The 26,026-nt window shown below is 45.8% G+C and carries 32 protein-coding genes; all 32 read left to right on the plus strand.

Features of this window, described 5'->3' with window-relative positions; genetic code table 11:
• Positions 1–10 precede the first annotated feature (10 nt).
• Positions 11–445, plus strand: coding sequence for a flagellar export protein FliJ (locus P402_RS0106885; protein ID WP_026828010.1), 435 nt, complete (start codon positions 11–13; stop codon positions 443–445).
• Positions 442–990 (plus strand): MotE family protein, encoded by a 549-nt coding sequence (locus P402_RS0106890; RefSeq protein WP_026828011.1) that lies wholly within the window; start codon positions 442–444, stop codon positions 988–990. The genes P402_RS0106885 and P402_RS0106890 overlap by 4 nt, the downstream gene beginning before the upstream one ends.
• A gap of 16 nt (positions 991–1,006) precedes the next feature.
• Complete coding sequence (locus P402_RS0106895) at positions 1,007–2,176, plus strand: flagellar hook-length control protein FliK (RefSeq protein ID WP_026828012.1); 1,170 nt, start codon at positions 1,007–1,009, stop codon at positions 2,174–2,176.
• Positions 2,169–2,639 carry a flagellar hook capping FlgD N-terminal domain-containing protein gene (locus P402_RS0106900; protein WP_026828013.1) on the plus strand — a complete coding sequence of 157 codons (471 nt, stop codon included), beginning with the start codon at positions 2,169–2,171 and terminating at the stop codon, positions 2,637–2,639. Before P402_RS0106895 ends, P402_RS0106900 begins: the two co-directional genes overlap by 8 nt.
• Positions 2,639–3,535 carry a flagellar basal body rod protein FlgG gene (gene flgG / locus P402_RS0106905; protein WP_026828014.1) on the plus strand — a complete coding sequence of 299 codons (897 nt, stop codon included), beginning with the start codon at positions 2,639–2,641 and terminating at the stop codon, positions 3,533–3,535. Before P402_RS0106900 ends, flgG begins: the two co-directional genes overlap by 1 nt.
• Entirely contained in the window at positions 3,532–3,768 is a 237-nt protein-coding gene (locus tag P402_RS0106910) for a flagellar FlbD family protein (protein ID WP_026828015.1), read from the plus strand. The genes flgG and P402_RS0106910 overlap by 4 nt, the downstream gene beginning before the upstream one ends.
• Positions 3,743–4,192 (plus strand): flagellar basal body-associated FliL family protein, encoded by a 450-nt coding sequence (locus P402_RS0106915; protein ID WP_026828016.1) that lies wholly within the window; start codon positions 3,743–3,745, stop codon positions 4,190–4,192. Before P402_RS0106910 ends, P402_RS0106915 begins: the two co-directional genes overlap by 26 nt.
• A gap of 9 nt (positions 4,193–4,201) precedes the next feature.
• Positions 4,202–5,185 (plus strand): flagellar motor switch protein FliM, encoded by a 984-nt coding sequence (gene fliM, locus P402_RS0106920; protein ID WP_012370738.1) that lies wholly within the window; start codon positions 4,202–4,204, stop codon positions 5,183–5,185.
• 1 nt (position 5,186) lies between these two features.
• On the plus strand, positions 5,187–6,317 hold the full coding sequence (gene fliY / locus P402_RS0106925; RefSeq protein WP_026828017.1) for a flagellar motor switch phosphatase FliY: 1,131 nt from the start codon (positions 5,187–5,189) through the stop codon (positions 6,315–6,317).
• Positions 6,318–6,329: 12 nt separating this feature from the next.
• Entirely contained in the window at positions 6,330–6,695 is a 366-nt protein-coding gene (locus tag P402_RS0106930; RefSeq protein ID WP_026828018.1) for a response regulator, read from the plus strand.
• Positions 6,692–7,189 (plus strand): flagellar biosynthetic protein FliO, encoded by a 498-nt coding sequence (locus P402_RS0106935; RefSeq protein WP_026828019.1) that lies wholly within the window; start codon positions 6,692–6,694, stop codon positions 7,187–7,189. The genes P402_RS0106930 and P402_RS0106935 overlap by 4 nt, the downstream gene beginning before the upstream one ends.
• Positions 7,186–7,854, plus strand: coding sequence for a flagellar type III secretion system pore protein FliP (gene fliP / locus P402_RS0106940; RefSeq protein ID WP_026828020.1), 669 nt, complete (start codon positions 7,186–7,188; stop codon positions 7,852–7,854). The genes P402_RS0106935 and fliP overlap by 4 nt, the downstream gene beginning before the upstream one ends.
• A gap of 11 nt (positions 7,855–7,865) precedes the next feature.
• Positions 7,866–8,138, plus strand: coding sequence for a flagellar biosynthesis protein FliQ (gene fliQ / locus P402_RS0106945; RefSeq protein ID WP_012370733.1), 273 nt, complete (start codon positions 7,866–7,868; stop codon positions 8,136–8,138).
• Complete coding sequence (gene fliR, locus P402_RS0106950) at positions 8,135–8,902, plus strand: flagellar biosynthetic protein FliR (RefSeq protein ID WP_026828021.1); 768 nt, start codon at positions 8,135–8,137, stop codon at positions 8,900–8,902. Before fliQ ends, fliR begins: the two co-directional genes overlap by 4 nt.
• Position 8,903: 1 nt before the next feature.
• Positions 8,904–9,995, plus strand: coding sequence for a flagellar biosynthesis protein FlhB (gene flhB, locus P402_RS0106955; RefSeq protein WP_026828022.1), 1,092 nt, complete (start codon positions 8,904–8,906; stop codon positions 9,993–9,995).
• Positions 9,996–10,009: 14 nt separating this feature from the next.
• Positions 10,010–12,034: a flagellar biosynthesis protein FlhA gene (flhA, locus tag P402_RS0106960; RefSeq protein ID WP_026828023.1), complete on the plus strand. Its 2,025-nt coding sequence runs from the start codon at positions 10,010–10,012 to the stop codon at positions 12,032–12,034.
• A gap of 3 nt (positions 12,035–12,037) precedes the next feature.
• The gene (locus P402_RS0106965; RefSeq protein ID WP_026828024.1) at positions 12,038–13,105 is read left to right on the plus strand and encodes an AAA family ATPase; all 1,068 of its coding nucleotides are present in this window, start codon (positions 12,038–12,040) and stop codon (positions 13,103–13,105) included.
• The gene (locus P402_RS0106970; RefSeq protein ID WP_026828025.1) at positions 13,102–13,956 is read left to right on the plus strand and encodes a MinD/ParA family protein; all 855 of its coding nucleotides are present in this window, start codon (positions 13,102–13,104) and stop codon (positions 13,954–13,956) included. The genes P402_RS0106965 and P402_RS0106970 overlap by 4 nt, the downstream gene beginning before the upstream one ends.
• Positions 13,957–13,977: 21 nt before the next feature.
• Positions 13,978–15,966, plus strand: a complete 1,989-nt coding sequence (locus tag P402_RS0106975; RefSeq protein ID WP_026828026.1) for a chemotaxis protein CheA — start codon at positions 13,978–13,980, stop codon at positions 15,964–15,966.
• Between the two features lie 11 nt (positions 15,967–15,977).
• Positions 15,978–16,406, plus strand: a complete 429-nt coding sequence (locus P402_RS0106980; RefSeq protein WP_026828027.1) for a chemotaxis protein CheW — start codon at positions 15,978–15,980, stop codon at positions 16,404–16,406.
• On the plus strand, positions 16,399–17,007 hold the full coding sequence (locus P402_RS0106985; protein ID WP_026828028.1) for a chemotaxis protein CheC: 609 nt from the start codon (positions 16,399–16,401) through the stop codon (positions 17,005–17,007). The genes P402_RS0106980 and P402_RS0106985 overlap by 8 nt, the downstream gene beginning before the upstream one ends.
• Positions 17,000–17,482: a chemotaxis protein CheD gene (locus tag P402_RS0106990; protein WP_026828029.1), complete on the plus strand. Its 483-nt coding sequence runs from the start codon at positions 17,000–17,002 to the stop codon at positions 17,480–17,482. Before P402_RS0106985 ends, P402_RS0106990 begins: the two co-directional genes overlap by 8 nt.
• A gap of 13 nt (positions 17,483–17,495) precedes the next feature.
• Entirely contained in the window at positions 17,496–18,269 is a 774-nt protein-coding gene (locus P402_RS0106995) for a FliA/WhiG family RNA polymerase sigma factor (RefSeq protein WP_026828030.1), read from the plus strand.
• An 11-nt stretch (positions 18,270–18,280) separates the two neighbouring features.
• Positions 18,281–18,736 carry a hypothetical protein gene (locus P402_RS0107000; protein WP_152538820.1) on the plus strand — a complete coding sequence of 152 codons (456 nt, stop codon included), beginning with the start codon at positions 18,281–18,283 and terminating at the stop codon, positions 18,734–18,736.
• Positions 18,737–18,865: 129 nt separating this feature from the next.
• Positions 18,866–19,600 carry a 30S ribosomal protein S2 gene (gene rpsB, locus P402_RS0107005; protein ID WP_012370721.1) on the plus strand — a complete coding sequence of 245 codons (735 nt, stop codon included), beginning with the start codon at positions 18,866–18,868 and terminating at the stop codon, positions 19,598–19,600.
• An 82-nt stretch (positions 19,601–19,682) separates the two neighbouring features.
• Positions 19,683–20,564, plus strand: a complete 882-nt coding sequence (tsf, locus tag P402_RS0107010; protein ID WP_026828032.1) for a translation elongation factor Ts — start codon at positions 19,683–19,685, stop codon at positions 20,562–20,564.
• A 110-nt stretch (positions 20,565–20,674) separates the two neighbouring features.
• Positions 20,675–21,394: a UMP kinase gene (pyrH, locus tag P402_RS0107015; protein WP_026828033.1), complete on the plus strand. Its 720-nt coding sequence runs from the start codon at positions 20,675–20,677 to the stop codon at positions 21,392–21,394.
• Position 21,395: 1 nt separating this feature from the next.
• Complete coding sequence (gene frr, locus P402_RS0107020; protein ID WP_026828034.1) at positions 21,396–21,953, plus strand: ribosome recycling factor; 558 nt, start codon at positions 21,396–21,398, stop codon at positions 21,951–21,953.
• 83 nt (positions 21,954–22,036) lie between these two features.
• On the plus strand, positions 22,037–22,774 hold the full coding sequence (locus tag P402_RS0107025; RefSeq protein WP_026828035.1) for an isoprenyl transferase: 738 nt from the start codon (positions 22,037–22,039) through the stop codon (positions 22,772–22,774).
• Between the two features lie 19 nt (positions 22,775–22,793).
• Positions 22,794–23,594, plus strand: coding sequence for a phosphatidate cytidylyltransferase (locus P402_RS0107030; protein ID WP_026828036.1), 801 nt, complete (start codon positions 22,794–22,796; stop codon positions 23,592–23,594).
• Between the two features lie 12 nt (positions 23,595–23,606).
• Positions 23,607–24,761: a 1-deoxy-D-xylulose-5-phosphate reductoisomerase gene (locus P402_RS0107035; RefSeq protein WP_026828037.1), complete on the plus strand. Its 1,155-nt coding sequence runs from the start codon at positions 23,607–23,609 to the stop codon at positions 24,759–24,761.
• 13 nt (positions 24,762–24,774) lie between these two features.
• The gene (gene rseP / locus P402_RS0107040; RefSeq protein ID WP_026828038.1) at positions 24,775–26,016 is read left to right on the plus strand and encodes an RIP metalloprotease RseP; all 1,242 of its coding nucleotides are present in this window, start codon (positions 24,775–24,777) and stop codon (positions 26,014–26,016) included.
• The last annotated feature ends 10 nt before the right edge of the window (positions 26,017–26,026 follow it).

The raw sequence follows: 26,026 nt of genomic DNA on the forward strand, positions 1-26,026 counted from the left end.
GGGTGCACGAATGAAAACCATATATGAACGTATCATTCCTTTAGCGGAAGCGGAAAAGGATCGTGTTTCAAAACATACTGCTGAAAAAAAGAAACAATATGAAGTCGAGGTGGAGAAACTGTATCACCTGCTCGTTCGTTATGAAGCATTTTTGAAAGCACAAAACGAAACAGGGACGGTTGAGTTGCTTGCTTCTCAATACCGTGAACGTGCACGCGATGTTGTCAAACAACAGATCGAACGACAACAGTTATATGTCACACAGGCGAAAAATCAGTATGAACGGGCTCAAGTCGATTTAAAAGAAGCTTTAATTGAAGAAAAGAAATTCACACGACTGCAATCGAATCAATTAGAAGAAAATCGGCGGACACTCGCTTTAGTGGAACAGAACCAAATGGATGAATTAGCATTATTGCAGTTTGGAAGAAGGCGAACGACATGAGTGAGAACAAATCATCAAAACAATGGATTTTGCCTTTATTAATCATCCCATTGTTATTGCTATTATTTACAGCCTATCTCGTATTAAATTATGCTAATGGACGGCCGATTTTTTCATTGCCTTTTGCGTCAGAAGAAGTAACGAACACGAAGGTAACGTCTTCAAAAAGTTCGGAGATCGAACAACGTTTGAAATTAGCAAACGCTGAAATCAAAAAACTGCGGGCAAAGACGACGGATCAAGCAGAACTCATCCAAGCGAAAGAACAGGAAGTCGTCCGATTGATTGCGGAACGGGATCGACTAAAAAACACGCCGGCTACACCGGCAGCGACTAATAAGCCGACTCCGAAAAAGACTGCTGATGTGACGGATGTCTATGCGGAGATGACGCCGAAAGATGCAGCCAATATTTTTAACGAATTGAGTCCGACGGAAGTCGTCTCAATCATTAAAGAGATCGATGCTGAACAACAAGCGGCCATCATGGCAAAGATGGACCCTAAAAAAGCAGCAGCGTTGACACAATTGCTGGCAGTTCAATAAGGGGTGAGAAAATAAGATGAACTTGACGGATGTACAGCAAACACAAACGGCTAAACCGGTTACGAAGTGGAACGGAAAAGAACTCCCGGCGAATGGCGTTGGAAATTTTGCTTCGCTACTTCAATACTTAGTTCAACCTCTAGCTGAGGGCGTACAGAACCCATCACTGAATCAACAGATAATATCAACTGAAGGGGAGACGAATCTCGAAGTCAAACCGCTGTTGGAACAATTGACCGCACAGCCGGAAAAAGTGTTACAACTTCTGGAGCAACCCGAAGTAGAAGGTATGATACATGATCCAAAAAAAGCGACGGAGCTGATTCAGTTCATTAAGACGATACAAGACGGACAGCCAGGAAAAGCGATAGAGTTATTCGAACAATTCCCAGCTTCGCTCCAACAAGTACTTGCAACGGTGATGTCGACCGTCGTCGGCGTCGCTAAGGAACACGTGAAATCAAATGAATTACCGGTCGGAATGAATACTCCGGTCATACGGATGACGGACGCTACCGGAATTGCCGTGTCAGCTCCACCGGTGAGTAATCCAACATTGGTTGATTCTACAGGCGTCAAAAAAGATGCAACTGTGACTCCGTTTTCGAACCGTCTTGTACTTCCCGAACAAAATACATCAACACTGAAAACAAGTGTCATGACTAAAAAAGTGATTGAATCCATTCAGGTAGCTGCCGATCCGGAAGGAAAAGAACATCCTTCACTACTGACCGGATTCAAATTTGAACGAATGACTAGTGCAGGATCAGCAATTGTTCCTCAACCTGTAATGACTACAAGTGTTGATGACCAGCTCATGTCACGGATTGAGGCGGCGATGAAACAAGCGCCCTTTTTAAAAGGTGCGGATGGTTCGACGAGAATGTCAATCCGATTGTACCCAGAACAATTAGGTGAGGTCGTCATCCAGTTGGATAAAAAAGACGGCTTATTGACGGTAAAACTTTTCGCGGCGACGGAACAAGCGAAACAACTGTTGGATCAGCAACTCGGAAAGTTACATACGTCGTTGCAACCACAAGCACCACTCGTCAAAATCGAAACCGGGATGTTAGCAGCGAGCGTCAAAGATTTTGACCAAGGTTTACCGCAAGAACGACGGGAGCGTCAGCAAGAGGAACCTGTCCCGTACGAGGAAGAACCAGAGGAGGATGAAGATGACTGAATCCATCAAAAATGATACGTCTTCTTATCAGTTACCGGAGAAAACGAAAGTACCATCCAGTAATTCGATGGACAAAGACATGTTCATGAAAATCCTGATTGCCCAACTGTCCAATCAAGACCCGACGGCACCGATGGAAGACAAAGAGTTCATCTCTCAGATGGCCCAGTTTTCTTCTCTTGAACAGATGCAATCCATCGGTAAAGGAATCGAGACGATGATGTTAAATCAACATGCAGCGGCTTTGATGAACTACAGTAATCTGATTGGTAAAAATGTCAGTTATGAAGGTGAGACTGTCACGAAAGATGCGACAGGCACAGATATCACATCGACTGGTAAGGTTACGGCAAACGTTCTTAGTGTAAAGCGTGACGGTGTTGATGTCGTTGCCGAGTTATCGAATGGGAAAAGTGTCAGTGTCTACGAATTGACTGAAATCAAAACAAAGGAGGAAAAATAATGTTACGTTCAATGTATTCAGGAATCAGTGGGTTAAAGAACTTCCAAACAAAGTTAGACGTCGTCGGGAATAACATCGCCAACGTCAATACATTTGGTTATAAAAAAGGCCGTGTCACGTTTAAAGATCTTGTCAACCAATCGGTTGGTTCAGCGTCTGGTAATGGTGGAGGGGTCGGTGGGACAAACCCGAAACAGGTTGGACTCGGCGCCTCGATGTCGACAGTCGATAACGTTTATAATCAAGGAGCGTTACAAAATACAGGTCGAACGCTTGATGTCGGGATTTCCGGTGAAGGATTCTATCAAGTCTTAACTGCAGATGGTGTACGTTATTCTCGTTCCGGTAACTTTTATACAGATCTTCAAGGGAATATCGTAACGGGAGACGGGAATTATCTCGTAGGATTGTCTGATCCACCACCTGCCAACCCGGGTCAGCCACCTGCTGATCAAGCAAACCTACCTGCAAACCAATACAATGCTCAGGGTCAAATCACAGGAAAAGTAAATAATGGATATATGAAATTACAAATTCCGACGGGAGCACAAAACTTAGCAATCGGAAAAGATGGATTGGTCACATTTGTTGATGGAACGGGTAACTTGCAACGAGTTGGTTACGTATCAATGGCGAATTTTGCTAACCCGGGTGGTCTTGAAAAATCAGGAGTGAACTTGTTTGCTGCTTCTCAAAACTCGGGTATCGCAGCGACTGGAACACCAAGCACAAACGGTCTTGGGCAATTGACATCCGGTACACTGGAGATGTCGAACGTCGATTTATCAGAGGAATTCACGGAAATGATCATCGCGCAACGTGGCTTCCAAGCAAATACCCGGATCATCACAACATCAGATCAAATTTTAGAAGAACTCGTTAACTTGAAACGATGATTACTTTAACGACATTACGTGAAACGCCGCTTGTCTTAAATGCAATCTTAATCGAAGCGGTCCGGTCGACACCCGATACGACGATTCAGTTGGTCGGGGGACAGACTTACGTGGTCAAAGAAACATTGGAAGAGGTAAAAGCAGCCACAATCGATTTTTACCGACAAGTCGGTTTAACGGGCTTGAACAGTGCTAGGAGGCTCGAAGATGGCAGAAGAAAAGAAGAAGAGTAAGTTGAAATTACCACTCATCATGGTCGTCGTCGCCATCATGATGGTAGGCGCCGGTTACATGCTTTCGAAATACTTGTTAACGAGTGATCCGACCGAAGCGAAAGTCGAACAACCGACAGGCGCAGAACTCGAAGAACGAAGTTTTCAGACAGATGATTTAACGACGAACATTGCAGACGAACGCTTCTTAAATGTTCAGTTTACAATCGTTACGGATGACGCTGCGACGCGGGAAGAACTAGAATTACGAAAATTTCAAATCAACAATATCATCTTAGGAGATTTAGCTTCGATGAAAAAACAAGATTTAGATTCCAAACAAGACATGGCGAAACTCGAAGAAAAATTACGGGGGCAATTTAAAAAGCTTCTGCAAGAAGGCGATGTTCAACGTGTCTACACGACGAAAAAAATCATCCAGTGAGGTGGCCGCATGAGCGAAGTATTATCACAACATGAAATTGACGCCCTGCTATCAGCCATTTCAAGCGGAGATATGGAAGTCGAGGAAATACGCAGCCAAGAAGAAGAACGCCGCGTGAAAGTGTATGACTTTAAACGGGCGTTACGATTCTCAAAAGACCAAATGCGAAACTTAACGCGGATTCATGAACAATTCGCACGAGTCTTGACGACCCATTTCTCAGCACAGCTTAGAACATACGTCCAGTTTACAGTCAATACGGTCGAACAACTGCCTTATGATGAATTCATTCATTCAATTCCGAATATGACCTTGATTAATCTCGTTAATCTTCATCCGTTAGACGGACGAGTCATTTTCGAAGTGAATCCGAACATCGCTTATGCGATGCTTGATCGACTGCTTGGTGGACCGGGTGAAGGCATGAATAAGATTGAGAACTTGACGGAAATTGAAACCCGGATTTTGACACAGTTATTCAAGCGCGCCTTTGTCCAATACGGAGCAGCCTGGGAATCGATTGCCGAAATCGAAGCGGAGTATGACGATTTGGAAATCAATCCACAATTTCTTCAACTCGTCTCACCGAATGAAACGGTCATTCTCGTCTCGATCTACGTAACGGTCGGAGAAGTGAGCGGAACACTTAACGTCTGTCTACCGTTCGTGACGCTAGAACCAATCATTCCGAAACTATCCAGTCACTTTTGGATGCAGCAAGAAAAACGAAAGTCAGCCGATAACCAAGAGTCAGAACATATGCAAACACAGTTGATGGGATCAATCGTCGATTTGAAAGCAGTGCTCGGCCAGACGGAACTTTCGTTTGGAGAGTTGTTACACCTCGAGGTAGGCGATTGCCTGTCCCTCCAGACACGTACATCCGATCCGGTTGAATTGTTCGTCGATGACCGGAAAATGTTCAAAGCGCGGCCTGGTCTGAACGGGAAGCATCTCGCTTTACAAGTCTTACAACGAATTGAGGAGGAATAACATGAGCGATATGCTTTCGCAAGATGAAATCGATGCATTATTACGCGGGACCCCATCGGCTGAAGAACCAACCGATACCGGTTCAACGGATGACTTACATCAATTGGATGAGATGGAAATTGATGCACTTGGAGAGGTCGGGAATATCTCGCTAGGGAATTCTGCGACGGCGCTGTCCGCGTTATTGAATCAAAAAGTCGAAATCACGACACCACACGTGCGGATGATTACGATGGAAGAACTGCGGAGCCGTTATCCGATTCCACACGTCGCCCTTCGTGTCGGATATACAGAAGGATTCAAGGGAGAAAACGTTTTGATTTTGACACAACGGGATGCTTCCGTCATTGCGAACTTGATGATGGGCGGCGATGGTGTCGTGGACGAGAGCCTTGAGATGGAACCGATTGCGTTATCCGCCGTTCAGGAAGCGATGAACCAGATGATGGGGGCGGCTGCGACCTCCATGTCGACCGTGTTCTCGATGCGGATTGACATCTCACCTCCGGCAGTCGAAATTTTCGATTTCTCGCAGGAAAAAACAATTGTTGATAGTTTCTCGTTATGGGAGAGCATGGTCATCATCGAATTTGATTTGAAAATCGGTACGTTGATCGACTCGAAAATCGTACAGTTGGCACCACTTGAATTTTCCAAACAATTGATTCAGAAATTATTCAATGCCAGTACGACAACGACCGAACCAGCGCCAACAGCTCAAGTCCCTGCACCAGAACCGGTCCGGGAACAGCCGGCCGCGTCTCAGCCACAGCCGGAACCGCGGTATGAAGCACCACCAGAACACAAAAAAGAGCCGGTTGGGGTGAGTCCTGTCCAATTCGGTCAGTTTTCTGAAGTGCAACAAGAGGGTCCACCCGGTAACATCGGTATGCTCTACGACGTACCGTTGAATGTCACAGTTGAATTAGGACGGACACGCCGTTCAGTTCGGGACATTCTAGAACTGACACAAGGATCGATTATTGAATTGGATAAATTAGCAGGGGAACCCGTTGATGTGTTCGTCAATAATACATTGATTGCAACGGGAGAAGTCGTCGTCATCGAAGAGAACTTCGGTGTCCGGATTACAGAGATCGTCAATACAAAAGAACGTCTGCGGATGTTCTAAGGAGGAAATAGGATGAGTGCAAAAGTTTTGATTGTAGATGATGCAGCTTTCATGCGAATGATGATTAAGGAAATTTTATCAAAGAACGGATATGACGTCGTCGGTGAGGCAGAAAATGGTCGTGAAGCAGTTTCGAAATATAAAGAGTTAGCGCCAGATCTCGTCACACTCGATATCACGATGCCGGAAATGGACGGAATTTCAGCACTAAAAGAAATCAAAGCCTTTAACCCGGCTGCTAAAGTCATCATGTGTTCCGCAATGGGACAACAATCGATGGTTATCGATGCAATTCAAGCCGGAGCAAAAGACTTCATCGTTAAACCGTTCCAGGCAGACCGCGTCCTCGAAGCCGTTTCGAAAACCATTTCATCATGAGAAGACTGACCTGTTTGACCTGTCTTCTCCTGTTCCTACTAACGCATCAGGTCGGTGCGGAAACAGTGGAAGAGAAGCTCAACCCATCTAAGAAAAATGAACCTACAACACAACAGGTCGACGGGTCATCGACAGTCGTCACGGTCGTCAAGATTGTCGTGACGCTTGCAGTTTTGATTGGTGGATTTCTTCTTGCTGTCCGTTTCATCAATGAACGGACAAAGGGAGTCCGTCAATCGAGCCGCCTGTCCCATCTCGGTGGTGTCCCGCTTGGCAAAGATCGATCCGTTCAGCTCGTGAGGGTTCACGGTAAGATTTATGTTGTCGGTGTCGGTCAGAACGTTGAACTGCTTGATACGATTGAGGAAGATGACGAATGGTTAGCCACACAAGATGTACCAGACAGCACATCACATACGTCAAATGCGTCTCCGTTTCTGGAATCGTTTAAGCAACAGCTCGATCAATTCCAGAAGAAACGAGGACAGTCATGACGACGATTGAAAACTTGATTTCCTTGGATACACCGTCCGGGACGGCGACTTCCGTTAAATTATTGGTCTTACTTACGCTGTTGTCCTTAGCACCGTCTTTACTGATTTTGATGACTTGTTTCACACGCGTCATCGTCGTCTTATCCTTTGTGCGTTCTGCTCTAGGGACACAACAAACGCCGCCTAACCAATTGCTCGTCGGGCTGGCATTGTTCATCACATTGTTCGTCATGGCGCCTGTCTTGACGGAATTAAATACGACGGCGCTCCAACCGTACATGGATGAAAAAATCAGTCAAGATGAAGCCTTTGATCAAGCAGGCGGTACGATGAAACGATTCATGTCTCAGTACACCCGGAGCAATGATTTGGAACTTTTCTTGAAGTATGGCAATTACGACAAGCCGGAGAAAGTGGAAGATATTCCACTTGTCGCGTTAGTACCGGCTTATGCCATCAGTGAGTTAAAGACGGCATTTCAAATCGGTTTCATGATTTTCATTCCGTTCCTCGTCATCGATATGGTCGTCTCGAGTGTTCTGATGTCGATGGGGATGATGATGTTACCACCGGTCATGATTGCCTTACCGTTTAAATTATTATTGTTCATTTTAGTAGATGGTTGGCATTTGATTGTCGAATCACTACTCGTCAGCATGCGATAGGGAGGGACGACATGACGCAGGAAATGATTATTCAATTAGCCAGCTCGGCTGTATGGACCTTGTTAAAGGTGTCAGCTCCGCTCTTGCTCGTCTCACTCGTCGTTGGACTTCTCGTCAGCATCTTGCAGGCGACGACCCAAATCCAAGAGCAGACCTTATCCTTTGTTCCGAAGATTGTTGCCGTTTTTTTAGCACTCGTCTTTTTTGGACCATGGATCATGGAAGAACTCAAAACGTTTACGATTGAAATTTTTAAACAGATCGCAGAGGTTTCACGGAAATGACGTTACTGTCCTTTGTCAGTGTTTTTTTACTTGTATTTGGTCGACTTGTCGGATTTTTAGTGGCTGCTCCTTTGTTCTCATCAAAGCAGTTACCCGCCCAGCATAAGTTGGCAATCGCTGCAGGACTCGCTTATTTTGCCAGTTATGCGGTCAAGACGACAGTTCAAGTCGATGATATCGATTTCTTTTTTCGAATGGGAACAGAAGTCATCATCGGGCTGGCACTTGGTTTGCTCGCCAGTTTTTTACTATATGCGCCACAAATGGCTGGATCGATCATTGATTTACAGATGGGGCTGGCGATGGCATCAGCATATGATCCGATGTTTGGTGGTCAATCGCCGATCGTCGGTCGATTTTTTTACATGTTGACACTCCTCGTGTTGCTGGCGTCAGATATGCATTTGATTTTACTGGATGGTATCTATACGAGCTTTAAAATTTTTCCGCCCGGTAGTGCGATTCATGTTTCCGGAGAAGCCGGCATGAGCTTAGTCGTTCGTGTCGTGGGGCTAGCCATGCTCACGGCCCTTCAAATGGCGATGCCACTTGTTGTTGCCTTATTTTTAGTCGACTTGGCGCTTGGTTTTTTAGCGAAAACCGCACCCCAGTTCAATATTTTTGCGATTGGATTTTCCGTCAAGCTATTGATGGGTTACGCGATTTTGTTTTTACTCGCCGGAGCGACCATTACTGGAATCTCCCGATTTGTTCCATTATTACAAGAAGTATTGTCCGATGCGGTTCACTTACTAGGAGGTTGAGATGGGAAAATACACATTAACACTTGACCTCCAGTATTTTGCGGGCGAAAAGACGGAAAAAGCATCGCCCCGAAAACGCGATGACTCTCGAAAAAAAGGTCAGGTCGCAAAGTCAGCTGATTTAACAAGTAGTTTGATGTTGTTTGGCATGTTCTTGATTTTATTTTTCTTTGGTCCGTTTCTAGGAAAACGGTTCGTCATGGTGTTAGAGCATGGACTTAGTGCTCAAACGGTTTTAGTCGCTGTCGAAGAAGGGCGTGTTCAGGAAGTCATGATTGAAATGTTGGTCCAAATGAGTATTCTCGTGGCCCCATTCTTTCTGACAGCCGTTATCATCGGCATTTTAGGAAATTTCATGCAAATCGGAGCATTGCTCAGCGCGGAATCAATCCAACCGAAACTTGATCGGATCAATCCCCTGCAAGGAGTCAAACGAATCGTCAGCATGAAAGCATTGATTGAATTCTTGAAATCTGTTTTTAAACTGCTTGTCATCGGTGTGACGAGCGGAACCGTCTTATGGAATAACAAAGTAGAAATTTCACGCTTGACGTCAGAACCGATTGGTGACGCCTTGGCGATTATCGGTCATCTGACTTTCCTGTTGGGGATTTCGGTCAGTATCGCGTTGATTGTCCTTGCTGTCCTTGACTTTGCTTATCAAAAATTCGATTTTGAAAAGTCGATTCGGATGAGTAAGCAAGATTTAAAGGATGAACATAAGAATACGGAAGGTGATCCGCAAATCAAAGGGAAAATTAAACAGCAACAACGGGAGATGGCCATGCGGCGTATGATGCAGGAAATACCGAATGCCGATGTTGTCATTACAAACCCGACCCATTATGCCGTTGCGATTCAATATGATGACGGCAAACATGCCGCACCAATTGTCGTCGCCAAGGGAGTGGATGCTGTCGCATTCCGGATTCGGGAGAAGGCGACAGCAGCTGAGATCCCGATTATTGAAAATAGACCGCTCGCACGAGCATTATTCGCAAAATCAGAAATAGGAATGGCAGTGGATGAATCATTTTATCAGGCACTCGCTGAAACACTCGCCTTTGTCTATCAAATGAAACAAGCGAAATGAAAGGATGAAGCATCATGACCATTTCAACACGAGATTTATCTGTCCTGCTAGGCGTCATTATGATTGTCTTCATGCTCGTCATTCCACTGCCAGGATTTTTACTCGATTTTCTTATTATCATCAACATTTTAATTGCCTTAATGGTCTTACTTGTCGCGATGAACGCGAAGGAAGCATTGGAATTTTCTGTTTTCCCGACACTCTTACTGATCGTAACCTTGTTCCGGTTGGCACTGAACGTCTCAACGACCCGGTCGATTCTTTCGAACGGGAACGGTGGGGAAGTCATTGAAGCATTCGGTGATTTCGTTGTCGGCGGAAACGCCCTCGTCGGGTTCGTCGTCTTCCTGATTCTTGTCTTGATCCAGTTTTTGGTCATCACAAAAGGATCCGAGCGGGTATCGGAAGTATCCGCCCGCTTTACGCTTGATGCGATGCCCGGAAAGCAGATGGCAATCGATGCCGATTTGAACTCCGGCATGATTGATGAATTACAGGCCCGGACACGCCGCCAAAAAATCCAGTCGGAAGCTGATTTTTACGGCGCGATGGACGGAGCATCAAAATTCGTTAAAGGAGATGCGATTGCCGGTATCATCATCGTCATCATCAATTTGATTTTCGGAATGATCATCGGTGTCGTCCAACAAGGATTACCGATGGGAGAGTCCGTAAAGCTGTATACGCTGTTGACGGTTGGTGACGGGCTGGTCAGTCAAATCCCGGCCTTGTTGATTTCTGTCGCAACCGGAATCATCGTCACCCGTTCGACTTCTGACGGCAATTTAGGGGAAGATATCGTCGGACAGCTGTCACGGACGCCGCTCCTCGTCATGATTGGAGCCGGCGCAATTTTCCTGTTAGGACTTTTTACTGCAATTCCCGATTACGTGACGATTCCTGTCGCGGCTGCAGCAGGCTTCTTCGCTTGGCGATTAACACGAACGTCAAAAGCAGCGCAAGAAGAAGTGGCTGTCGAAGAAGCACCAACTGAAAATCTGCGATCCAGCGAATCGGTCATTTCGCTCTTAAACGTCGATACGATCGAATTTGAATTTGGCTATGGTTTGATTCCACTTGCCGATGAAGCACAAGGTGGGGATTTACTCGACCGGGTCGTCATGATCCGGAGACAGTTGGCACTTGAACTTGGATTCGTCTTACCGACGGTCCGCATTCGCGACCATCTGCAACTCCCGCCAAACCATTACCGGATAAAGATTCGCGGAAGTGAGATGGCAACCGGTGAACTGTTGCTCGATCATTATCTGGCGATGAGTCCGGGTGTCGATGATCCGGAAATCCAAGGCATCGAGACAGTTGAACCCGCGTTCGGAATGCCGGCGTTATGGATTGACGAGCGGACGAGAAGCCGGGCCGAGATGTCCGGATATACGGTCGTTGATCCGCCGTCTGTCGTCGCGACACACTTAACCGAACTCTTGAAAAAGCATGCGGCCGATTTACTCGGTCGAGAAGAGACAAAACAGCTGGTTGATCATTTGAAGGAGTCGCATCCGATTTTAGTCGACGAAGTGACACCACAGTTGTTGTCGATCGGCGAATTACAAAAAGTATTCGTGCAGTTATTAAAAGAAAAAATCTCGATTCGAAACTTACCGCTCATTTTTGAGACACTCGCTGATTATGCGGCGGTGACGAAAGATAGTGATTTGCTAGCCGAATATGTCCGTCAAGCGTTGGCTCGACAAATTACGGAACAAGTCTTACAAGGAGACGTATTGCATGTCGTGACGGTATCGAGTGAACTGGAGATGGATATCCAGTCGGCGATTCAAAAAACGGAGTTTGGAAATTACTTGGCGCTTGATCCGGATAAAGCAACACGTTTCATCGAGTCATTAAATGAATTGACGGCAGAATTCGAACGATACGGGGCTCAGCCAATCGTCTTGGCATCTCCAAGTATCCGGATGTTTGTTCGTCAATTGACAGAACGTTATTTCCCGGACGTGCCCGTTCTGTCCTATAACGAACTGATTCCGACAATTGAAGTCAAGAGTATTGGGGTGATTTAACACATGATGGTCAAACGAATTATCGCAAATTCTGTCAGCGAAGCGATGGAACTGGTCAAACAAGACTTAGGAAATGATGCCATCATTTTAAACACGCGTCAGATCAAAGTGGGTGGTTTGTTCGGCTTATTTGCACAAAAAAAAGTTGAACTCGTCGCCTCGGTGGAAGAACATCCGGTCGTCAAAACAGCACAGCCTGTAAAACAGATCTCGCCTGAGCTACAGCCAACTAAGACAGCAGTTCAAAGTCGTCCACCAACGATGGAATCGCTAAGCCCGAAGATTGTCTCGTTCGCTTCACGTCGATTGCCGGAAGCGCTTAGCGCATACGAGGTGTTGCTCGCTGAACCGGCTCTGCAGCATGAGGCGGAGGCACTCTATGATTTGTTAGTGTCAACCTATTACAAGACCAATGACTTGAGCCAGGTCGAACAAGCATTCATCACGACCTTGACCACCCCTATCCAAGTCACGACGGCAACTTCCCGTTTCATCATGGTGACAGGACCGACGGGAGTCGGGAAAACGACGACACTTGCAAAACTGGCTGCGTATTACCGTCTCACGAAACAACAAACCGTTGGATTGATTACGACGGATACATACCGGATTTCAGCCATCGAACAATTGCGTACTTATGCAGATATCATCGATATTCCGCTACGTGTCGCCTATGATTTACAGGAATTTGAACAAGCAAAAGCCGAGTTGTCAGACTGTGATGTCATCTTGGTCGACACAGCAGGGCGAAATTTTCTTGACGCAGGTTATGTCGAGCAGTTAAAAAAACGGCATGATTTTTCAGATACAGATGTGTTTCTTGTACTCAGCTTAACGTCAAAATACCGTGATTTAGAACAGATTCAACAACGGTTCGATCAAGTACCGCTGTCTGGTTTCATTTTTACCAAAGCAGATGAAACAACAGATTTGTGGTCGATTTACGGACTTGTGAAAAAGACGCAGTTGCCTGTGTTTTGTCTGACGACGGGACAAGAAGTGCCTGAAGACATCATCTGGCCGACAAGTGCAGAAGTTTCCCGAATGATTGTAGAAAGAGGGTTAAGATGATGCCAGAAGATCAGGCACGTGCGCTAAGATCAAAAGTTTCAGTACGGCAGACCAAAACCATTGCCATCGTCAGCGGCAAAGGTGGGGTCGGGAAAACGAATGTCGCGGTGAATCTGGGTGTCGCGCTATCGTTGCAGGCTAAAAAAGTATTAATCATTGACCTGGATATCGGCATGGCGAATGTCGGTGTGTTGCTCGGGAAATCGTCCAAAGTCTCATTAATGGATTGTGTCAAAGAGCGGTCACCCCTAAACCAAGCCGTCGTCGAAGCGACACCGGAGTTGCATTTCATCCATGGCGGAAGCGGATTCACCGAACTGATGGATCTGACGGATCATGATGTCGAATTCATGATGAGCGAGTTCCGGTTTTTCTATGAATATGATTTCGTCTTACTTGATTTAGGTGCCGGTGCAACACATCAGACTTTTGATTTCATCAGCAGTGCGGATGAAGCATGGCTGGTCGTGACTCCCGAACCGACTTCCATCATGGACGGATATGCTTTTGTCAAACTTGCCCATCACCATGCCAATGAACTTCCTGTCGCTGTCATCGTCAATCGGGCGACGAACGGACAAGAAGCACTTGAAACGTTTGACCGGTTACAACAGGTCAGTCAGAACTTTTTGGGGAAATCGTTGCGTTTCGTTGGTTTCTTGCCGGATGATCCGACTGTCATGAAGGCAGTTAAAGCACAGCGACCATTTTATGTATTTGATCGGACAAGTGATGTCAGTTGGCGACTCGACCATATCACGACATCGCTGACAGGACTTCAGGTCCAGGAACAGAAATTTTTAGACCGGTTACTGAATCGTTTGAAAAAACGGCATAACCGTGTCCGCTAACCATAAAGGAGGATACGTTCCATGGATTTAAATGAATATTTAGGATTGTTTCTTGATGAATCGATTGAACATTTACAAGCCATTAACTCGAGTTTGCTGATTTTTGAACAACGACTCGATGATGAAGCCGTCATCGATCAAATTTTCCGATCCGCTCATACGTTAAAAGGCATGTCTGGAACGATGGGATATGATGCGATTGCCGATTTAACACACGAAATGGAAAGTGCACTTGATTTAGTCCGTTCAAAGACACAACCTGCAACACCTGAATTGATTGATGTATTGTTTGTCGCAGCTGAACAGCTGGAAACGATGGTCGAGGATATCAGTCAAGGCGGTACCGGAAAGCTTGATGTGACAACAACCGTCATTCGTTTGAAGCAGTTCATCAATGCGGATTCGGAACCAAGTCAGGATACGGTTAAACCTGCAGCAACAGTCATGAAAAACTTTGAGTGTGACGTCTACTCCGAGTCCGTTGTTCGTCAATCGATGGCTTCCGGTTATCAGGCCTATGTCATTACGGTGGAATTATCGGCGGATGTCATTTTGAAGGCAGCGCGTGTGTATATGGTATTTGACCGATTACAAAACCTTGGGGATGTCATCTTGTCGAATCCGACTTCGGATGAACTGGAACAAGAACAATTCGAGACCCGTTTTGATGTCTTGTTCGTGACGATGAAGTCTGCCGAAGACATTCAGGATGAAATCAAAGCCGTTTCGGAAGTCGCTCAAGTGTTAATTCAGCCATTCGAGGTGTCGATCGAACCAGCAGCAGCGGCGACGTTGCTCGAACCGGTTGAAACTCCGGTCGTCAGTCCAACGTCGGATACTTCCAACGAGACACAAACACCGATTGCGGCAAAAACGATTCGTGTCAACCTCGAACGGATTGATCGATTGATGAATCTATTTGAAGAATTCATCATTGATCGTGGACGCCTCGAGCGGATTGCGGCAGAAGCCGGTTCTTCTGATTTAACGGAGACGGTTGAACGGATTAAACGCGGAACAAATGAATTACAATCACTTGTCCTGACGCTACGGATGATGCCAATCGAACAAGTCTTCAATCGTTTCCCGCGGATGGTGCGTTCGGTATCGAAAGATGTCGGAAAAAACATCAAGCTCCACATTACAGGAGCGGAAACGGAACTCGACCGGACGGTCATTGATGAAATCGGGGATCCACTCGTCCACTTGATCCGAAATGCTGTCGATCATGGAATTGAAAGTAAAGCCGACCGGATTCTAGCCGGAAAAGCAGTCGAAGGAAATCTGTCACTCCGGGCCTATCATTCCGGAAACCGTGTCTTTATTGAAATCGAAGATGATGGAGCAGGGATTAATCAGGAACGGGTGACGAAAATCGCGCTTGAAAAAGGATTGTTGACTGAAGAAGAAGCAGCGTTGTTGACGTCGGAAGAAGCGGCGATGTTGTTGTTCGCTCCTGGATTCTCGACGGCAGAAACGGTCACCGATTTATCAGGCCGTGGTGTTGGCTTGGACGTCGTTAAATCTAAAATCGAATCACTCGGTGGAGAAGTCTTCGTCGAGACGAAACGCGGAGAAGGAACGATTTTCAGAATCAGTTTACCGCTGACGTTATCGATTATTTCTGCGATGCTTGTCAAGCTGGGAGAAGAAACATATGCGATCCCATTAACGGCCATCCTTGAAACGACATCGCTGAAGCAGGACGCCATTTTGCAAGCCCACCGGGAAAAAGTGTTCGATTTCCGCGGTCAGCTCGTTCCATTGATTTCATTAAATCAAGTGTACGAATTACCACACGTGGAGGCAGATGCCTATTCTGTCGTCGTCGTAAGAAGCGGTGAAAAATTAGCAGGGTTAATAGTCTCAGAACTGATAGGACAACAGGAAATCGTCATGAAACCGTTAGGAAGTTATCTCGAGGGGATTCGTGCGATTTCAGGTGCGACGATTCTTGGTGACGGACAAGTTGCGTTAATCATTGACAGCAATGCACTGTTACGAAAGTGAGGGAATGAAGAATGGAACAAAAATGGGTCGTCTTTCAATTAGAAGAAAATGCATATGGAATTGATGTGCAATCGGTTCGTTCAATCGAACGTGTCATTCCGATCACACGTATCCCAAATGCCGCATCCTATGTCAAAGGTGTCATCAACTTACGTGGAGTCGTTACACCCGTGATTGATTTGCGGACACGTTTAGGATTTGAGGCCGTCGAGGAGACAGAAGAAACGCGTATCATCATCGCAACACTTGAACATGGAGATGCAGGGTTTATCGTGGATTGTGCAAATGAAGTCGTTGAAGCAGCAGATGTCCGGATTGAACCGTTGGCGGATTCAAAACAAGACGAGACAAATTATTTAACGGCCATTGCTAAAGGGGAAGATCAATTATTCTCTTTACTCGAACCAAACCGTTTATTTGAAGAGATCATCCATGCTTAATCGAATGGAACAGGATGTCTTTCGAGAAATCGGTAACATCGGGGCAGCACATGCGGCGACCGCTTTATCCACATTGCTGGGACAACCGGTTGAAATTGAAGTCCCTTCAGCAGATTTAGAAGGATTCTCGACCATCATCGAGCGGGTCGGGGGTGCTGAAGCCTATACAGCAGGAGCACTCCTTCGATTTTCCGGAGATATTAAAGCGTCCTTATTATTTTTAATGCCGCTTAAAGATGCTGAAAAGCTCGTTTCACAATTGTTGCAACAGCCGTTTCAATTTTTCTCGGACCACCATGCACTTGGCGTTTCGGCATGGGAAGAGATTGGGAATATCTTGATTGGAGCTTATGCCCGTTCGATTTCCGATTGGTTGGATTTGTCCGTCCACGTCACGGTCCCGGCCTCTGCTTTTGATATGGTGGGAGCAATTTTGGAAGTTGCCTTACTTGAGTCAACAAAATTTGGTAACATGGCAGTATACATCGATACACGTTTATCCAGTTCAGGTAATGATTTGAATGGTCATCTATTGTTATTACCTGAAGAAGGTGCCTTTCATTCGGTGTTTCAACGATTGGGTGTGGATATTGATGGATGAAGTCGTTCGGATTGGAATTGCAGAATATGCAGTCAGCCAAAAACCAATCATTCTTCGGACGGCTGGTTTAGGTTCTTGTGTCGGTGTCATTATCTACGACCAAGAACGTGGACTGTCGAGTATGGCACACGTCATGTTGCCGGACTCGGCAATCAGTCGGAATATCGCACTGGAAATCGGAAAATTTGCCGATACGGCTGTCGTCGAGTTGACACGTCGTCTTCGTCAAAGTGGAGCAATCCGTCTTCGGGCGAAAATTGCCGGTGGTGCACAGATGTTTCAATTTAAATATGAACATGAATCGATGCGAATCGGTGAACGAAATATTGCGGCTGTAAAATTGGCTTTACGAAAAGCGAACGTCCCACTCGTTGCGGAAGACGTTGGTGGAACAAATGGTCGAACGATCGAGTTCCATTCTCAGACTGGTCGGTTAGTTATCCGGACAGTCAACGTCGGAACGCTGGAAATTTAGAGGAGGAATGGTCATGCGTGAGGAATTACAACAACTTTGGAATCAGTGGCTGTCGACGCGTGATATAGCAGTAGCTGACCGGTTACTGCAAAATTATGAACCTCTTGTGCAATACCACGTTCAGCGTCTCAGCGCGACACTTCCGAAAAGTGTCGATCGTGATGAATTAAAAAGTCTTGGGATGATGGGGTTGTATGATGCCCTTCAAAAGTTTGATCAAAATCACAACAATAAATTCGACACGTATGCGGCATTTCGTATTCGTGGTGCCATTTTGGACGGATTACGGAAGATTGACTGGCTACCCCGTTCGTTACGAGAAAAATCGAAGCGGGTCGAAGCCGCTGTCGAGATTTTAGAACAGAGTCTTCAACGGACACCGACGATTGATGAAGTTTCGTCGATTGTTGATATGAATCCGGAAGAAGTCAAGACGGCACTGGCTGAGAGCTATTTTGCGAATATTCTATCGATCGATGAAGCAGTAACGCTTCAAGACGAAGGGAAATCGATGGCTGTTTCCTATCTGGATCCGGACGCAGCGACACCTGAGGATACGCTTTTGATGCGGGAGCTGATTTCAAAACTTGCGGAAGAAGTGGAGCAGTTGTCCGAGAAGGAACAATATGTCGTGTCGCTCTTTTACTTTGAAGAACTGACATTGACGGAAATCGGGGAAGTACTCGGCCTATCCACTTCACGAATTTCACAGATTCATTCGAAAGCGCTTCGGAAACTGAAACAAGCGTTAGGGAGTGCCTATCTTTCTGACCGCGTCGCGATGTGAAAGGACATACCATGACACTTTTTTATATTTTATTAGCAGCACTCATTTGCTACGGTCTTTTATTATTATTTAAACAACAAGCGCTCTTGAAGGACCGCGTCACACATCTTGAACGACAGAAGCAGGAAACGGAAGAAATTCTGTTACAATTCATGCAACAGGTGAATGAGTTGACGGACGGGGAGGAAATATCCCGCCCGTCGGCTACTGTCCAACAAGAATGGAAAGGTGAGGTCGTTGCAGCAGAAGAATCAGAGCGATCTGATCATTTATCTGAACCGGTAAAAGTGCCTTCAAAAGAAGATAAACCGGACGACCGGGGGGAAGAATCTCCTCTGTTAGATGTGAAAGATCAACTCGACAAAGGTGCTGATTTAGATCAATTGGCACGTTCGCTGAATCGTGGAGCAGGAGAAGTGGCATTGATTGCTAAACTTTCTCGGAAAACGAAGGTTGCCCGGCGCTAAACTTTATGCTATATTAGTCTACGGTGTTAATTACGCACGCATGTATCGCCGGCTGCGGTGCCTTTAATAGGTTAGCTGGAACAACGATCATCGCGGAGGACATCCAAAACCCAAAAGGAGGAATTCATCATGGCAGTAATCTCGATGAAACAATTGTTAGAAGCTGGTGTACACTTCGGTCACCAAACACGCCGTTGGAACCCAAAAATGGCAAAATACATCTTCACAGAACGTAACGGAATCTACATCATTGACCTACAAAAAACGGTTAAAAAAGTAGACGAAGCTTACAACTTCATCCGTGAAGTAGCGTCTGAAGGCGGAAACGTTCTTTTCGTTGGTACGAAAAAACAAGCTCAAGACACTGTGAAAGAAGAAGCGATCCGTGCTGGTCAATACTTCATCAACGAACGTTGGTTAGGTGGAACACTCACGAACTTCTCTACAATCAAAAAACGTATCAACCGTTTAAAACAACTCGAAAAAATGGAAGAGAACGGTACATTCGAAGTTCTTCCTAAAAAAGAAGTCATCATTCTTAAAAAAGAAATGACTCGTCTTGAGAAATTCCTCGGCGGTATCAAAGATATGCCAGGCGTTCCAGATGCACTCTTCATCGTTGACCCACGCAAAGAGCGTATCGCGATTGCAGAAGCACACAAACTCAACATCCCAATCGTTGCGATCGTTGACACAAACTGTGATCCGGACGAAATCGACTACGTCATCCCAGCAAACGACGATGCGATCCGTGCAGTCAAATTGCTTACTGGTAAAATGGCTGACGCAATCCTCGAAGTTAAACAAGGCGAAGATAACGTAGCACCTGAAACTACTGAAGAAGTAGTAGCAGACGCTGAGTAATTCGTGATGCCAGGTGATAAAGGGAATTGACCTTTTATCACCTTTTTTTTGAAAATAAGGACGTTATAAGGAGGAATATCGAATGGCTATTACAGCAGCTATGGTAAAAGAACTTCGTGAAAAAACTGGTGCAGGGATGCTTGACTGCAAAAAAGCACTCGTCGAAGCTGATGGGGACATGAACGCAGCAATCGACTTCTTGCGTGAAAAAGGAATCGCTAAGGCAGCAGCTAAAGGCGACCGAATTGCAGCAGAAGGTTTGACGGCTGTCGCAGTTAACGGAAACAAAGCGGCACTTGTTGAAATCAACTCGGAAACAGACTTCGTTGCGAAAAACGAACGTTTCCAAACACTCGTTCAAAACATTGCAGACGCAGTACTCCGCAATGGTTCTGAAACGGCTGAAGCAGCACTTGCTTCTGAATACGAAGCAGGAAAAACGATCGACACATACATCTCAGAAGAAGCATCAACAATCGGAGAGAAAATCTCACTCCGTCGTGTAGCTCTCTTCGCTAAAGAAGACAACGCAGCATTCGGTTCTTACCTCCACATGGGTGGACGTATCGGTTCTGTCGTCGTCGTCGAAGGCACAACAGATGAAGCCGTTGCAAAAGATATCGCAATGCACATCGCTGCAGCGCGCCCACTTTACGTCGACCGTTCTTCTGTCACAGAAGAAGAAAAAGCACGTGAAGAAAAAGTTCTTACAGAGCAAGCACTCAACGAAGGCAAACCTGCTAACATCGTTGAAAAAATGATTGCTGGTCGCATGAACAAATTCTACGAAGAAATCTGCCTCGTTGACCAAACATTCGTCAAAGATCCAGACTTCAAAGTTGGTAAATATGTAGAATCTAAAGGCGGGAAAATCGTTTCATTCGTACGCTTCGAAGTTGGAGAAGGTATGGAGAAACGTGAAGAAAACTTCGCTGAAGAAGTAATGAACCAACTTAAAAAATAAGAATCAGGATTTCCTGATGACAAGAGAAGGAACACGTATGCTTCAATCCACTTTCGTGTGGAAGTGGGTCGTGTTCCTTTTTTACGGAATTTAGCAAGGGGGACATAGTCATGCAACCGAAATATAACCGGATTGTGTTAAAATTGAGCGGAGAAGCGCTCGCAGGAGATCAAGGGTTCGGAATTCATCCTGGGATTGTCAATTCGATTTCGAATCAGATTAAAGAATTAGTCGAATTGAACGTAGAAGTCGCGGTCGTCGTAGGTGCAGGAAACATTTGGCGCGGTAAGACGGGAGCGGAGCTTGGGATGGACCGGGCAAATGCCGATTATATGGGAATGCTTGCGACCGTCATGAACTCGCTTGCTTTACAAGATAGCCTGGAATCTGTTGGTGTCGAAACACGTGTTCAGACGTCGATTGAAATGCGACAAGTCGCTGAACCATACATCCGCCGCCGGGCAATGCGTCATCTTGAAAAAGGACGGGTTGTCATCTTTGCAGCCGGAACAGGGAATCCATATTTCTCAACAGATACGACAGCAGCGCTTCGGGCAGCTGAAATCGAGGCAGAAGTCATCTTAATGGCGAAAAACAACGTCGATGGCGTCTATTCGGCTGATCCAAATGTTGATCCAGATGCGAAGAAATTTGAGACATTATCTTACTTGGATGTGCTTAAAGATGGTCTTCAAGTCATGGATTCAACTGCAACATCACTTTGTATGGACAATGACATCCCGCTCATCGTCTTCTCGTTGATGGAAGAAGGAAACATTAAACGAGTTGTCATCGGTGATGAAATCGGGACACTTGTAAGGGGGAAATAACATGTCACAAGCAATTATGAAACAAGCAGAAGAGCGGATGGAGAAAGCCCATCTGTCATTAAAAAAAGAACTTGCGACGTTACGTGCAGGACGTGCAAACGTATCAATCCTTGATCCGGTGCAAGTGGACTACTATGGTTCACCGACACCACTCAATCAAGTCGCAAACGTCAACACACCGGAAGCGCGTTTGATTTTGATTACACCGTGGGATAAATCGATGGTGACAGAAATCGAAAAGGCGATTCAACGTGCAGACTTGGGACTCGCTCCTTCTTCGGACGGGACAGTCATTCGCTTAGCAATTCCACCATTGACAGAAGATCGTCGGAAAGAACTCGTGAAACTTGTCAAAAAGTACACGGAAGAAGGAAAAGTTGCCCTTCGGAACATCCGTCGTGATACGAACGAACAACTGAAAAAGCAAGAAAAAGACGGTGCGTTGACTGAAGATGATCTACGCGGCTACACAGAAGACGTTCAAACATTAACGGATAAATTCGTTAAAGTACTTGATCAAACAGCTACGGATAAAGAACAAGAAATTATGGAAGTATGACACGTAATATTGTCAGGTTGGGGACTCTTTGTCACACGAAGAGTCCCTTTCTTCTTAAACTAAACGAGGGGAGGAAGAAGTAAATGTTTCAATGGTTAAATCAGACGAAAGAAGTAATTGAACAACAAGTTCCTGAACACATTGCGATTATTATGGATGGAAACGGGCGTTGGGCAAAAAAACGAGGCCTTCCCCGTATCATGGGACATCGTGAAGGGATGAAATCTGTCCGGGAAGTTGTTCGGACGGCAAACGAATTAGGTGTGAAAAGTTTGACGTTATATGCTTTTTCAACCGAAAATTGGACGCGTCCTGAAGAAGAAGTCAGTTTCCTGATGAAACTACCGGCACAATTTTTAGAGTCGGATCTTAAAGATTTGAATGAACGGAACGTCAAAGTCGAAGTGGCGGGAGAAATTTCGCGTCTGCCGGTTTACACACGGGAAGCCGTCCAACAAGCTAAAACAGATACAGCGGGCAATACAGGACTTCGATTGATTTTTGCCCTCAATTACGGAGGACGGGATGAAATCGTTCAAGTGATGCAAAAAATTGCTGAAAAAGTGCAGGCCGGTGTGTTACAACCTGACATGATTACGAATGAAGTCATTGAACAAGAATTAATGACAGGTTCGATGACAGATGTCGATCTCGTCATTCGTACGAGTGGGGAACAACGACTTTCCAACTTTTTATTATGGCAGGCTGCCTATGCCGAATTTTACTTTACGGATGTCTTATGGCCCGAGTTCCGGCGTGACCAGTTCTTAGCGGCGATTGAAGACTATAATCAACGGACACGTCGTTTTGGCGGGGTCTGACTAAACGAGGACATATCTTATGAAAACACGAATTATTACAGGACTATGGGCAGGTGCCATCTTTTTAGTATTGCTTTATCTAGGAGGACTCCCATTCCTTGCTTTCATGGCAATTTTGACAATCATCGGGTATACCGAACTGATTAAAATGCGGCAATTGTCGTTCAAGTCACTTCCGGTCCTGTTGTTTGGAGCGGGAACCTTACTTCCGTTCATTGGTTTGTATGAACAGGCGAGCGAACAGTCGCTGTCACTCGGACTGTCTCCGATTGCATGGGGAATGTTAATTGTCTTGATCGGTTTATTTTGGACAGTGTTCTCCAAAAACGTATTTACCTTTGACGATGTGGCCTTTCTGCTGTTGACTGCAGTCTATGTCGGAGTAGGCTTTGCATCGTTTACGTACATTCGTCTGCTTGAAAACGGCTTGACGTTTTCCTTACTGATTATTTTACTGATTTGGTTTACGGATTCGGGTGCTTATTTCGTTGGAAAAAGTTTTGGGAAAACGAAATTGTGGCCAGCAATCAGCCCCAATAAAACAGTTGAAGGAGCGCTCGGTGGTGTTGTTCTTGCGATTGTACTCGGAGTCGTGTTTGAACTGATTCACCCGACGGTCGGCTTTGGAACTGTCATCCTATTGGCACTGATCATTGCCGTAGTCGGTCAACTGGGGGATTTAGTCCAGTCAGCGTATAAACGTCATTATGGCGTAAAAGATTCCGGAGCGTTATTACCCGGACACGGTGGGATTCTTGACCGGTTCGACAGTATGATCATTGTGTTTACCGTTCTGATTGTACTCGATATATTCGGATAAGGAGGAAAAAGGATGAAACAGGTTAGTATCATTGGGGGAACTGGATCGATTGGTACCCAAACGTTAGATGTCATCGCCGCAAATCCGGACCGTTTCCAACTGGTCAGCTTTGCGTTCGGGAAAAACATCGAGGTTGCCTTACCTTGGCTGAATCGTTTACGTCCGGAGTTGGTAGCTGTCTTAGACGAGACAGTAAAAGATCAACTCGAAGCTGTTCTCGATTACTCGCCAACCGTGCTCGTCGGGGAAGAAGGATTGATTGCTGTTGCGACAGCAGAACAAGCGGATATCGTTATTACAGCCGTCGTTGGTGCAGTCGGACTTCGTCCTACCCTTGCCGCCATTGAAGCAGGCAAATCGATTGGACTTGCCAACAAAGAAACACTTGTGACAGCCGGACACCTCGTCATGAAAAAAGCGCGTGAAAAAGGTGTCGCTATTCTTCCAGTTGACAGTGAACATGCCGCGATTTTCCAATGTCTGAATGGCGAACGCCGCCAAGACGTCCGACAAATCATTTTAACCGCATCCGGCGGCAGTTTCCGTGATCAAACACGGGAACAGTTGGCGAACGTGACGGTGGAGCAGGCGCTAAACCATCCGAACTGGTCGATGGGTGCTAAAATTACGATTGATTCGGCGACGATGATGAATAAAGGATTTGAAGTCATCGAAGCGCACTGGTTGTTTGATGTCACGTACGATGAAATCGATGTCGTCCTCCACCGGGAATCAATCATTCATTCGATGGTTGAATTTAATGATGGTGCGGTTATGGCGCAGCTCGGGATGCCGGACATGCGAGAACCGATTCAATATGCCCTTACATATCCGTCCCGCCTTGAAATCAAAGGGGGAGAACGGTTAAACTTAAAACAAATCGGACGCCTGAATTTTGCGGAGGCTTCATTTGAACGGTATCCATTGCTTCGTCTTGCGTTTGAAGCAGGACGTGCCGGTGGATCGATGCCTTCCGTGCTCAATGCTGCGAACGAACAAGCTGTCGACCGTTTTTTAAAAGGGGAAATCAGCTTTTTAGAAATTGAAGCGAGCGTCGAGGCGGCTCTTCAAGCACATGAAAACATCGAAGATCCGTCTTTGGACCAGATTTTAGAGTCGGATCGCTGGGCCCGTGCGTTTGTTGCGTCCCTCTCACTCGCTAATTAAGGATGGGATAACAATGACGACCTTTATATCAATCGTATTGATGTTCGGTGTACTTGTTGCCGTGCATGAATGGGGTCATCTCGTCATGGCAAAACGGGCAGGAATCCTCTGTCGTGAATTCGCCATCGGATTTGGTCCGAAAATTTTTTCTTTTTTCAAAAATGAGACGTTGTACACAGTCCGCCTGTTACCAATCGGTGGATATGTCAAAATGGCCGGTGAAGAACCGGAATTCGTTGAAGTCAAACCGGGTCAAACAATCGGGTTAGGACTTCGTAACGGTGTCATCGAGACGATGTATTTGGATGCTTCCCGTCCGGAAGCAGATCAAGTCGTAACCGTCGAAAAAATTGATTTGTTGCACAAGTTAGAAGTCGTCGCCTTACAGGACGAAGTGTCGACACGTTACCCTGTCTCGAAGACGGCGTTTCTTGTCGAAGGACAAACCAAAACTCAAATCGCTCCATATGATCGGACTTTTGGATCAAAATCCGTTTTCAAACGTGTCCTAGCCATTGCAGCAGGTCCGGCAATGAACTTTGTCCTCGCGTTTGTTATCTTGTTCGGCTTAGCATTGTATAATGGATCACCGACCGGAGACAGTGTCATTGGAACGGTGCAAAAAGGATCGCCGGCCGATAAAGCAGGCCTTGTCGAAGGAGACCGGATTGTTTCCGTCAATGGAACAGATACGGATAAATGGACGGATTTACGGGCTGGCTTCCAAGATCAGGCCGGAAAAAAGACGACGGTCGTCTATAAACGAGATGGTCAGGAACAAACGACATCCATCACACCGAAAGTACAACAGCAAGGTGATCAAAAAGTTGGAATCATTGGTGTGACGAATGAGACGGAAAAGTCATTTGGAACAGCTTTACAGACAGGTGTTTCCGAAACATGGCGGATGTCGACATTAATCGTTGGAGCTGTCGGAGATCTTGTAACGGGTGTCGTCGGCGTCGATCAATTATCCGGTCCGGTCGGGATCGTCAAGATGACGGACCAAGTCGCAGACAGCGGATTTTCTATGTTGCTGACGTGGACTGCATTACTTTCAGTCAACTTAGCAGTATTCAACTTGTTACCACTACCTGCTTTAGATGGTGGCCGATTATTATTCCTATTTTTAGAAGCGTTGCGCGGGAAACCGGTCGATCCACAAAAAGAAGGACTCGTCCATTTTGTCGGATTTGCACTGTTGATGCTTTTGATGTTAGTCGTCACATGGAACGATATCCAGAAGTTCTTTTAAATTATTAGTC

The organism is Exiguobacterium sibiricum 7-3, from assembly GCF_000620865.1.
GTDB lineage: Bacteria > Bacillota > Bacilli > Exiguobacteriales > Exiguobacteriaceae > Exiguobacterium_A > Exiguobacterium_A sibiricum_A.

Coding starts and splice junctions, on each gene's coding strand:
- pyrH (WP_026828033.1), top strand. CDS start 20,675: ATGCAACCGAAATATAACCGGATTGTGTTAAAATTGAGCGGAGAAGCG.
- flhA (WP_026828023.1), top strand. CDS start 10,010: ATGACCATTTCAACACGAGATTTATCTGTCCTGCTAGGCGTCATTATG.
- P402_RS0107000 (WP_152538820.1), top strand. CDS start 18,281: ATGACACTTTTTTATATTTTATTAGCAGCACTCATTTGCTACGGTCTT.
- P402_RS0106975 (WP_026828026.1), top strand. CDS start 13,978: ATGGATTTAAATGAATATTTAGGATTGTTTCTTGATGAATCGATTGAA.
- fliY (WP_026828017.1), top strand. CDS start 5,187: ATGAGCGATATGCTTTCGCAAGATGAAATCGATGCATTATTACGCGGG.
- P402_RS0106895 (WP_026828012.1), top strand. CDS start 1,007: ATGAACTTGACGGATGTACAGCAAACACAAACGGCTAAACCGGTTACG.
- P402_RS0106985 (WP_026828028.1), top strand. CDS start 16,399: ATGCTTAATCGAATGGAACAGGATGTCTTTCGAGAAATCGGTAACATC.
- P402_RS0106980 (WP_026828027.1), top strand. CDS start 15,978: ATGGAACAAAAATGGGTCGTCTTTCAATTAGAAGAAAATGCATATGGA.
- tsf (WP_026828032.1), top strand. CDS start 19,683: ATGGCTATTACAGCAGCTATGGTAAAAGAACTTCGTGAAAAAACTGGT.
- rseP (WP_026828038.1), top strand. CDS start 24,775: ATGACGACCTTTATATCAATCGTATTGATGTTCGGTGTACTTGTTGCC.
- P402_RS0106995 (WP_026828030.1), top strand. CDS start 17,496: ATGCGTGAGGAATTACAACAACTTTGGAATCAGTGGCTGTCGACGCGT.
- P402_RS0106910 (WP_026828015.1), top strand. CDS start 3,532: ATGATTACTTTAACGACATTACGTGAAACGCCGCTTGTCTTAAATGCA.
- P402_RS0106915 (WP_026828016.1), top strand. CDS start 3,743: ATGGCAGAAGAAAAGAAGAAGAGTAAGTTGAAATTACCACTCATCATG.
- P402_RS0106970 (WP_026828025.1), top strand. CDS start 13,102: ATGATGCCAGAAGATCAGGCACGTGCGCTAAGATCAAAAGTTTCAGTA.
- P402_RS0107035 (WP_026828037.1), top strand. CDS start 23,607: ATGAAACAGGTTAGTATCATTGGGGGAACTGGATCGATTGGTACCCAA.
- P402_RS0106935 (WP_026828019.1), top strand. CDS start 6,692: ATGAGAAGACTGACCTGTTTGACCTGTCTTCTCCTGTTCCTACTAACG.
- fliM (WP_012370738.1), top strand. CDS start 4,202: ATGAGCGAAGTATTATCACAACATGAAATTGACGCCCTGCTATCAGCC.
- P402_RS0106900 (WP_026828013.1), top strand. CDS start 2,169: ATGACTGAATCCATCAAAAATGATACGTCTTCTTATCAGTTACCGGAG.
- flhB (WP_026828022.1), top strand. CDS start 8,904: ATGGGAAAATACACATTAACACTTGACCTCCAGTATTTTGCGGGCGAA.
- P402_RS0106990 (WP_026828029.1), top strand. CDS start 17,000: ATGGATGAAGTCGTTCGGATTGGAATTGCAGAATATGCAGTCAGCCAA.
- fliP (WP_026828020.1), top strand. CDS start 7,186: ATGACGACGATTGAAAACTTGATTTCCTTGGATACACCGTCCGGGACG.
- P402_RS0107025 (WP_026828035.1), top strand. CDS start 22,037: ATGTTTCAATGGTTAAATCAGACGAAAGAAGTAATTGAACAACAAGTT.
- P402_RS0106890 (WP_026828011.1), top strand. CDS start 442: ATGAGTGAGAACAAATCATCAAAACAATGGATTTTGCCTTTATTAATC.
- flgG (WP_026828014.1), top strand. CDS start 2,639: ATGTTACGTTCAATGTATTCAGGAATCAGTGGGTTAAAGAACTTCCAA.
- fliQ (WP_012370733.1), top strand. CDS start 7,866: ATGACGCAGGAAATGATTATTCAATTAGCCAGCTCGGCTGTATGGACC.
- P402_RS0106965 (WP_026828024.1), top strand. CDS start 12,038: ATGATGGTCAAACGAATTATCGCAAATTCTGTCAGCGAAGCGATGGAA.
- rpsB (WP_012370721.1), top strand. CDS start 18,866: ATGGCAGTAATCTCGATGAAACAATTGTTAGAAGCTGGTGTACACTTC.
- P402_RS0106885 (WP_026828010.1), top strand. CDS start 11: ATGAAAACCATATATGAACGTATCATTCCTTTAGCGGAAGCGGAAAAG.
- P402_RS0107030 (WP_026828036.1), top strand. CDS start 22,794: ATGAAAACACGAATTATTACAGGACTATGGGCAGGTGCCATCTTTTTA.
- P402_RS0106930 (WP_026828018.1), top strand. CDS start 6,330: ATGAGTGCAAAAGTTTTGATTGTAGATGATGCAGCTTTCATGCGAATG.
- frr (WP_026828034.1), top strand. CDS start 21,396: ATGTCACAAGCAATTATGAAACAAGCAGAAGAGCGGATGGAGAAAGCC.
- fliR (WP_026828021.1), top strand. CDS start 8,135: ATGACGTTACTGTCCTTTGTCAGTGTTTTTTTACTTGTATTTGGTCGA.